The following is a 7,162-nucleotide window of genomic DNA, read 5'->3' as shown; positions in this document are numbered from 1 at the left end:
GGGGCGAGGCTCATCGCCGTCCCCGGGTGGCCGTTGCCGACCTTCTCCACGGCATCCGCCGCGAGCACGCGAGCGGTGTCCACCGCGCGCCGATCGATCTCATCCCAACGCAGTTCCGACACCCGGGCGCCTTTCTCGAGGAGGTGCGCCCGGCAGATGGCCGAATCGCGGCCCTTGTCCGGATGGAGAAGGGGGGATCGGCGGCGGGCGCGCGTGTGTTCAGCATAGCGAAGCGGCATGCCGCCGAGGCCATGCGAGCGGTCAATGTGACAGAGTCTTGCGAACGCGATGGCGCCCGCGGTCACCGGTGGGTGACGCTCTCGTCACGATCTGCTCACGCGATCGTCCGCTCGAATGTGATCGATAACAACCTCAGGGCCGCCCAGGGGACGCCGGGCGGGCGCGAGCCCATGCCCTAGACTTGGGAGGATTCTGCAGGCGGCGATTGCGGGGGCCATGGACATCACGAAGACGGCCGGGGACGAGGCATCCGTCGTCGACGCACCCCGCCGGACTCGCCAGGGAATCGGCCGCACGGTCAAGGCGTACGTCGCCCTGATGAAGCCGCGCGTCCTCGAGCTGCTGCTGGTGACTACCGTGCCGGTGATGATCCTCGCCCAGGGCGGGTTCCCGAGTCTGTGGCTGATCATCGCGACCGTCATCGGCGGCACCGCCAGCGCGGGTTCCGCCGCGGCGTTCAACATGTACCTCGACCGCGACATCGACGCGCACATGCAGCGGACGGTGAACCGCCCGCTCGTGACGGGCGAGGTGTCGCCGCGCGGCGCGCTGATCTTCGCGTGGTCGCTCGCCGTGTTCTCCACGGTGTGGCTGTGGCTCACCACGAACTGGCTCGCCGCGACGCTGTCGGCCGTCGCCATCTTCTTCTACGTCGTCATCTACACGATGATCCTCAAGCGCCGCACCGAGCAGAACATCGTGTGGGGCGGCATCGCCGGCTGCTTCCCCGTGCTGATCGGCTGGACGGCCGTGACCGGCTCGCTCGCGTGGCCGCCGGTCATCCTGTTCGCGCTCGTCTTCCTGTGGACGCCGCCGCACTACTGGCCGCTGTCGATGAAGTACAAGGACCAGTACGAGAACGTCGATGTGCCGATGCTCGGCGCCACTCGCGCCGGCTCGCAGGTGGGCCTGCAGGTCATCCTGTACGCGTGGGCGACCGTCGTGTGCTCGCTGCTGCTGATCCCCGTCGCCGGCATGGGTCTCGTCTACACCGTCTCGGCCGTCGTGTTCGGCGGGTGGTTCATCTACGAGTCGCACGTGCTCTACAACCGCGCCGTTCGCGGCACGGAGCCGCGGCCGATGCGCGTCTTCCACGCGTCGATCACGTATCTCACGCTGCTGTTCGTCGCGATCGCGATCGATCCGCTGCTGCCGTTCTGATCCCGAGTCCCTGTCGATTCCGAGCCCCTGTCGATTCCGGCGGGGGCTCGTTCGTCGGTCTGGTGAGGGGCACAATGCCTCTCGACGACGAAGGAGCACACGATGGCGCAGTACATGATCCTGGTCTACGGCGACGAGGCGCAGTGGGATGCCCGCACGGACGAGGGCATCCGTGCCACCGACGCAGGGCATCGGGCGTTCGTCGAGCGCGCGGGGTCGGCGATCCTCGCCTCGGGCGAACTCGAATCCAGCGGCACGGCCACCACGCTGCGCGCAGGCGGCGAGCGACCGCTCGTCACCGACGGGCCGTTCCTGGAGACGAAGGAGGTGCTCGGCGGCTTCTATCTCATCGACGTCCCCGACCTCGATGAGGCGCTCGCCCTCGCCGCCCTCCTGCACGAGTCCACCGAAGAGCACGGCGGCGTGCAGGTGCATCCGCTCGTCCAGCACGGGTGATCGATGGATGCCGTCACGCCCGCGTCCGACGCGGCCGACGCCGACGCCGCGCTGGCGAGTGCGCACCGCGCGGAATGGGCCGCGGTCGTCGCGTCGACGGCGCGGTTGACCGGCGACCTCGACCTCGCCGAGGAGTGCACGCAGGAGGCGTTCGCACGGGCCGTCGAGGTGTGGCCGGTGCGCGGCATCCCGGACCGTCCCGGAGCATGGCTCACGACGGTCGCCGCCAACCGCGCGCGTGACGAGCTGCGGCGGCGGACGGCGCTGCGGCGACGTCTGCCGCTGCTCGTCCGGGAGGACTCGGCGGACCACGATGCGTCCTGGCACGCCGACGATCGCCTGCGCCTGGTCTTCACGTGCTGTCACCCCGCGCTCTCTCGCGAGGCGCAGGTCGCGCTCACCCTTCGACTGGTGTGCGGGGTGCCGACCGGAGATGTCGCCGCCGTGCTGCTGGTGAGCGAATCCACGATGGCCGCCCGCATCACGCGCGCCAAGCGCAAGATCGCCGTCGCCCGGATCCCGTACCGGGTTCCGGATGCCGCGGAGCTGCCCGAGAGGATCGACGTCGTGTGCGACGTGCTGTACCTCGTCTTCACCCTCGGGCATGCGCCGCCGTCGGGGGAGAGGCCGGTGCGGGCCGATCTGGTCGACGAGGCGATCGCCCTCACGCGGATGCTGCACGCTCTGCTGCCGAAGAGCCGTGCCGTGACCGGACTGCTCGCACTGATGCTGCTCACCGACGCCCGCCGTGCCACCCGTGACGATCTGCTGCCGGAACAGGACCGCTCGCGGTGGGACCGGGCGCTCATCGACGAAGGGCTGGGGCTGCTCGCCGCCGCAACCGCCAGGGCCGCGGACCGCTATGCCGTCTCGGCCGCGATCGCCGCCGCACACGCGCAGGCGCCGACATGGAACGACACCGACTGGGTGCGCATCGTCGACCTGTACACGCTGCTCGGACGCGCATGGCCGAGCCCCGTCGTCACGCTCAACCGAGCCGTGGCGCTCGGCATGCGCGACGGGCCTGCGGCGGGGCTCGCCGCCGTGGATGCGGTGGCCGCCGAGCCGGCGCTCGGCCGATACCCGTACCTGCCCGCGGCGCGCGCGGCGTTCCTCGGCGAGCTCGGCCGCTGGGACGAAGCGGCCGACGCGTACGCGGATGCCGCACGCCTCGCCGGCAGCACCGTCGAGCGCGAACGGATGCGCGCGCAGGCGGTCGACGCGCGCCTCCGTGCGGCTGTGGATAACTCGGAAGGCGAGGAGGCGGGTCCGGTTACGGTGGACGGATGATCCTGCGCGCGACGACGGTCACCCTCGGGTTTGCGGCGGCAGCCGTGATGCTGAGCGGATGCGTCGCCCCGGCGCCCGAACCGACACCGACGTCGACAGCGGTGTTCGCGAGCGAGGACGAGGCGTTCGCGGCGGCGGAGGAGACGTATAGGGCGTACATCGAGGCGGAGAACGCCCGCAGCGCCGACCCGGCATCGAGGCCGGAACCGCAGTCCTTCTTGGTCGGTGCTGCGCTCGAAGCCGATATCGAAGCGAATCGTGAGTTTGAGGCACGCGGAATCAGCATCGTCGGTACATCGTCGATTGTGAGTCTCGACGGGATCTCCGCCGATCTAGCCACCGGTGACGTGACAGTGCAGACGTGTCTGGATTCCTCGATGTCGCGGGTGCTAGATGGGTCTGGAGCGGACATCACGCCGCCCGACCGTGATCCCACAGTCGCCGCGGTCGTCAGCCTGATGCCTGTAGGGAACAGCCTCCGAATCTCCGACATCGCTGGAACCGCGAGCGAGTCGTGTTGAGAGCCGCGGCGGTATTGCTCGCGCTTGTTGCCTCGTCTGCCCCTGGCGCCGTAGCGATGCAGATGACCACCGCAAGCGCGTGTACGACTGCAATGATGCGTGCCGGCCTGTGTGACACCTCGACTGTCAACAACGGTGAGTCTGTTGACGTTGCAGCGGACCGAGTTTTCGGTGAGAGTAAGCGGGAGTCACTGGGCGGGGGGTCTGATTCCACCCACATCCCCGCCATCATCTACGCGCCCGACACAGGCAAAACCTGCGACACCCCGGATGGCTTGTGCCTGGCGAAGGACGTCCCGCTTGAGCCGGCCGACGCGGGCTTCCCGGCGGTGACGCTCGCCGATCTGGTCTCGTTCCGGCCCGCGACGCCGCAGCTCGCGGGGGAGCCGGCAGGGTTCGGGGTCGTGCGGATGCCGACGAACTTCGTGGCCGCGGCATCCGCCCAAGACATCCCGGGCGTGCTGCTCGGATTTCCGGTGACGGTGCGGTTCACGCCGGTCGCCTACGTGTTCTCGTACGGTGACGGGCACACGACCAGATCTGCGACGGGCGGTGTCGCGTGGACGGCATCCGGGAGCCCGCAGTTCACTCCCACCGACACGGGCCACGTCTACGACGCGCGCGGCACGTACGTGTCCAGCGTCACCGTGGAGTACAGCGCCGCGGTGGACTTCGGCGCCGGCTGGCGCGCGGTCGAGGGCGTCGTCACGGCCCGGACGGGGGATTACCCGGTACAAGTCGTCGAGGTGCGCACCGCCCTCGTGGAGCACACGTGCGCCGAGGATCCGCAGGGCCCCGGCTGCTGAGCCCGGGAACGACGAAGCCGCAGGACGGAGCGCGATCGCGCCCCAGCCTGCGGCTCCGGTACGTGTGTGTCAGCGGGTGACGGCGGTCTCGCTCTCGGCGGCCGGCGCGGCCTCGACGACGGGCTCTGCGGCGGTCTCGGCAACGGGCTCGGCGCTGACCTCGTCGGCCTCGGCCTTCCAGTCGATGGGCTCGACGACCTCGACGGCCGGCACGGGGCGCAGCGTCGAGAGGGCGGCGACGGCGAGCGTCAGCAGGACGCCGATGATGCCGGTGGCGAGCAGGATGCCGCCGATGATGGCGATGACCTGGCCGACGTAGACGTCCACCGCGGTGGCCGAGTTGTCCGTGAGCACCGCGGTGAGCGACCCCACCTTGGACGTGAGCAGGAAGGCGCCGCCGGCGGCCGTGGCCAGGGACACGACGAGCAGGCCCCAGAACGGGATGCTGCGGGCAAGACGGGGACGGGTGGACATGTGTCGATCACTCCTCGATGGCGCGACCCGGGTGGTCGCGGCATCCACCATGACAGCACAGCCCGTGGGGCCGCAATGCGAACCCTATGCGTTCCCTGTGCGGGACGGGCGTCAGGCGACCGCTGCGACCGCGGCGACGGGACGCTTGACGTGCATCACCACGGCGGTCATGACGGCGACCGAGATCGCGGCGAGCACCATGTGCACGCCGACCGCCAGCGGCGGCAGGTCGTTGCGCGCCTGGTAGAGCCCCACGGCGATCTGCACGAGCTCGACGGCGAGGAGGGCGAGCGCCCACCCGCGGAACTGCTTCGCGCCGACGACCGACGCTCCGATGACGAGCACCAGCGTCAGGCCGAACAGCGCATACGCGGGCCACGAGTGCACGTGCTCGAGCAGCGTGGCGTCGAAGCCGTTGCGCAGCGTGACCTCGGGGTCGCCCGAGTGCGGGCCGGCTCCGGTCGTGAGCACGCCGATGAACACCGTGATCGCCAGGAACAGCGACGTGATGTGCGTCACGATCGCGAGCCACCGCGGTACGGCGAGCTCGCGCGACCCGAACGGCTGACCCATGCGCGCGACGAACGCGGCCGAGACCCCGACGAGCACGAGCGAGACGATGTAGTGGAACGACACGAGGTTCGGGTGCAGATCGAAGATGACCAGGATGCCGCCCACCGCGGCCTGCAGCAGCACGCCGCCGAAGATGATCCACGCCATGGTCCACAGGTCGCGGCGCTGCCGGCGGATCTGCGACACGAAGACGATGACGGCGACGGCAGCCAGGCCCACGAAGAACGACAGCCCGCGGTTCCCGAACTCGATGAGGCTGTGATAGCTCTGCTCGGCGGTGGGGAACAGCGAATCGGGCGTGCACAGCGGCCACTCGCACCCGAGTCCGGAATCCGTGAGACGCACCGCGCCACCGGTCCCGACGATCGCGATCTCCAGGACGAGAGAGATCCAGGCGGCGACGCGCACCCGAGCGTCGACCCGATCGGGCAGCCACTGCCGGAATCGCTGCCACACGCCGGGTGCTGTGGTGGTCGGCTGGTCCGCGGACATACTGATGATCGCCTCCTGGCAGAGGCTCCGGACGCCGCATGTGACGGACGACGCGCGTCCGCTCCGGGGTGGAACCTGTAGAATCGAGGGGTCGGTCGCCAACGCCTCGGGCGTAGCGCACCACCGACAGTCTAGGCGCGATCTCTGCGCCGCTTTGAGAGGGCCCGACGAGCGGCATCCACCCCTGGTAACTCCACCGGGGGAACCGGAATGCCGGGGCGGATGACACCGCAGGACCCGGAGGAGAACGTGACGATGACTGATGTGCTGATCGATCGCCCCGAGCTGGAAGGGCTGGGTGTCTACGAGTTCGGCTGGCACGACCCCGATGCCGCCGGAGCGAGCGCCAAGCGAGGACTGAGCGAAGCCGTCGTGCGCGACATCTCGGCGCTCAAATCCGAGCCCGAGTGGATGCTGAAGACCCGTCTGAAGGGTCACCAGCTCTTCGGTCGCAAGCCGATGCCGACGTGGGGCGCCGACCTCAGCGAGATCGACTTCGACAACATCAAGTACTTCGTGCGCTCCACCGAGAAGCAGGCGCAGTCGTGGGAGGACCTCCCCGAAGACATCCGCAACACGTACGAGAAGCTCGGCATCCCCGAGGCCGAGCGCGCGCGCCTGGTCGCCGGCGTCGCCGCGCAGTACGAGTCCGAGGTGGTCTACCACCAGATCAATGAGGAGCTCGAGCGCCAGGGTGTCATCTTCATGGACACCGACACCGCGCTGCGCGAGCACCCGGAGTTCTTCGAGGAGTACTTCGGCACCGTGATCCCCGCCGGCGACAACAAGTTCGCCGCGCTCAACACGGCGGTGTGGTCGGGCGGCTCGTTCGTCTACGTGCCCCCGGGCGTCCACGTCGAGATCCCGCTGCAGGCCTACTTCCGGATCAACACCGAGAACATGGGCCAGTTCGAGCGGACGCTCATCATTGCCGACGAGGGCTCGTACGTGCACTACATCGAGGGCTGCACGGCGCCGATCTACAAGTCGGACTCGCTGCACTCGGCCGTCGTCGAGATCATCGTGAAGAAGAACGCCCGCGTGCGCTACACGACGATCCAGAACTGGTCGAACAACGTCTACAACCTGGTCACGAAGCGTGCCGTGGCGCACGAGGGCGCGACCATGGAGTGGATCGACGGCAACATC

Annotated in this window: 9 protein-coding genes; 6 read left to right on the top strand and 3 right to left on the bottom strand. The window is 69.2% G+C overall.

Going from position 1 to position 7,162, the window contains the following annotated elements; genetic code table 11:
* A partial coding sequence (locus ACTHNQ_RS00660) for a hypothetical protein (RefSeq protein WP_440330520.1) occupies positions 1 to 239 on the bottom strand: 239 nt, incomplete at its 3' end.
* A 217-nt stretch (positions 240 to 456) separates the two neighbouring features.
* Between ACTHNQ_RS00660 and ACTHNQ_RS00655 the strand changes: the two genes are divergently transcribed.
* From ACTHNQ_RS00655 to ACTHNQ_RS00635, 5 genes are all read left to right on the top strand, one after another.
* On the top strand, positions 457 to 1,401 hold the full coding sequence (locus ACTHNQ_RS00655; protein WP_440330519.1) for a heme o synthase: 945 nt from the start codon (positions 457 to 459) through the stop codon (positions 1,399 to 1,401).
* Positions 1,402 to 1,503: 102 nt separating this feature from the next.
* Entirely contained in the window at positions 1,504 to 1,857 is a 354-nt protein-coding gene (locus ACTHNQ_RS00650) for a YciI family protein (protein WP_440330518.1), read from the top strand.
* A 3-nt stretch (positions 1,858 to 1,860) separates the two neighbouring features.
* Positions 1,861 to 3,147: an RNA polymerase sigma factor gene (locus tag ACTHNQ_RS00645; RefSeq protein ID WP_440330517.1), complete on the top strand. Its 1,287-nt coding sequence runs from the start codon at positions 1,861 to 1,863 to the stop codon at positions 3,145 to 3,147.
* Positions 3,144 to 3,668: a hypothetical protein gene (locus tag ACTHNQ_RS00640; RefSeq protein ID WP_440330516.1), complete on the top strand. Its 525-nt coding sequence runs from the start codon at positions 3,144 to 3,146 to the stop codon at positions 3,666 to 3,668. The genes ACTHNQ_RS00645 and ACTHNQ_RS00640 overlap by 4 nt, the downstream gene beginning before the upstream one ends.
* 275 nt (positions 3,669 to 3,943) lie before the next feature.
* A complete protein-coding gene (locus ACTHNQ_RS00635) occupies positions 3,944 to 4,474 on the top strand; it encodes a hypothetical protein (protein ID WP_440330515.1) in 531 nt (176 codons plus the stop codon).
* A 69-nt stretch (positions 4,475 to 4,543) separates the two neighbouring features.
* Here ACTHNQ_RS00635 and ACTHNQ_RS00630 read toward each other — a convergent pair whose 3' ends face one another.
* Positions 4,544 to 4,948, bottom strand: coding sequence for a dinucleotide-utilizing enzyme (locus ACTHNQ_RS00630; RefSeq protein WP_440330514.1), 405 nt, complete (start codon positions 4,946 to 4,948; stop codon positions 4,544 to 4,546).
* Positions 4,949 to 5,059: 111 nt separating this feature from the next.
* Entirely contained in the window at positions 5,060 to 6,013 is a 954-nt protein-coding gene (locus ACTHNQ_RS00625; RefSeq protein WP_440330513.1) for a COX15/CtaA family protein, read from the bottom strand.
* 255 nt (positions 6,014 to 6,268) lie between these two features.
* On the opposite strand from ACTHNQ_RS00625, the gene sufB reads away from it, so the two are divergent.
* Positions 6,269 to 7,162, top strand: an 894-nt coding sequence (gene sufB, locus ACTHNQ_RS00620) for a Fe-S cluster assembly protein SufB (RefSeq protein ID WP_440330512.1), incomplete at its 3' end; no start/stop codon positions are given.

This window comes from Microbacterium sp. (assembly GCF_051953575.1).
In the GTDB taxonomy this organism is placed as follows: Bacteria; Actinomycetota; Actinomycetes; order Actinomycetales; family Microbacteriaceae; genus Microbacterium.
Note: the sequence above shows the minus strand (reverse complement) of the source record. Positions and strands in the feature narration are given on the sequence as shown.